This is a genomic window from Thiorhodococcus minor, assembly GCF_010820565.1.
Lineage (GTDB): Bacteria > Pseudomonadota > Gammaproteobacteria > Chromatiales > Chromatiaceae > Thiorhodococcus > Thiorhodococcus minor.
On record NZ_JAAIJQ010000291.1, the window covers coordinates 1 to 870 of the forward strand.

The 870-nt window shown below is 61.1% G+C and carries 1 protein-coding gene; it reads left to right on the forward strand.

What is annotated here, in order from left to right; all coding sequences use genetic code 11:
• Window positions 1-30 precede the first annotated feature (30 nt).
• Window positions 31-870, forward strand: an 840-nt coding sequence (locus G3446_RS27015) for an Rpn family recombination-promoting nuclease/putative transposase (RefSeq protein WP_164456729.1), incomplete at its 3' end; no start/stop codon positions are given.

Here is an 870-nt window from a genome sequence, read left to right on the forward strand (position 1 = left end):
TTCTCGGCCATCTGGACAGGGGAGATGGGGATGACCAAGCACCACGACACCGGCTACAAGGAGCTGTTCAGCCACCCCGAGTTCGTCCAACAGCTGATCGAAGGCTTCGCCCCGCCCGAGATCGCCGCCTTGATGGACTTCTCGACACTCAAGAACCACAGCGGCAACTACATCACGCCGCTCTTCGAGGAGCGTTTCGAGGACGTCGTCTGGTCGGTACACGTGCACTGGCAAGGCGTCACCGAGCGATTGTTTCTGTACCTGCTGATCGAATTCCAATCCACGGTCGACCCCACCATGCCGCTGCGCATGCTCCACTACGTCGCCTGCTTCTATCAGCACCTGCTCAAGACCAAGGTCACCAGCCCGGCTCAAGGCCTGCCCCCGATCCTGCCGATCCTGCTCTACAATGGGCTCGAGCGCTGGCACGCTGCCGAAGACATCATCGACCAGGTCCGTCCCCAGCCACCGCAGTTCCTGCGCGCCTACCAGCCGCACCTGCGCTACTACCTGATTGACGAAGGCCGCTACACGCCCGAGCAGCTCAGCGCCATCGACAGCCCGCTCAGCGGTGTCTTCGAGGTCGAGATCGCCTCTGGAGATCGCGCTTCATTACAAGCAGCCGTTGATCGACTCGTGCGCCTGATCCAAGCCGACCCCAACAAGGCCCGCTTGGATGCGCTCATCACCCGTTGGCTCAAGCGCCATCTCCAGCGCTTGGGCGCGAAGATCGACCTCACACAGGTTCATTCACTCATCGAGGACAACGCCATGTTGGCCGAAAACTTACAACACTGGGCAGAACGCGAGCGTTTGGAAGGCCGTCAGGAAGGAGAGCGGATCGGGATACAGAAAGGCCGCCAGGAAGGC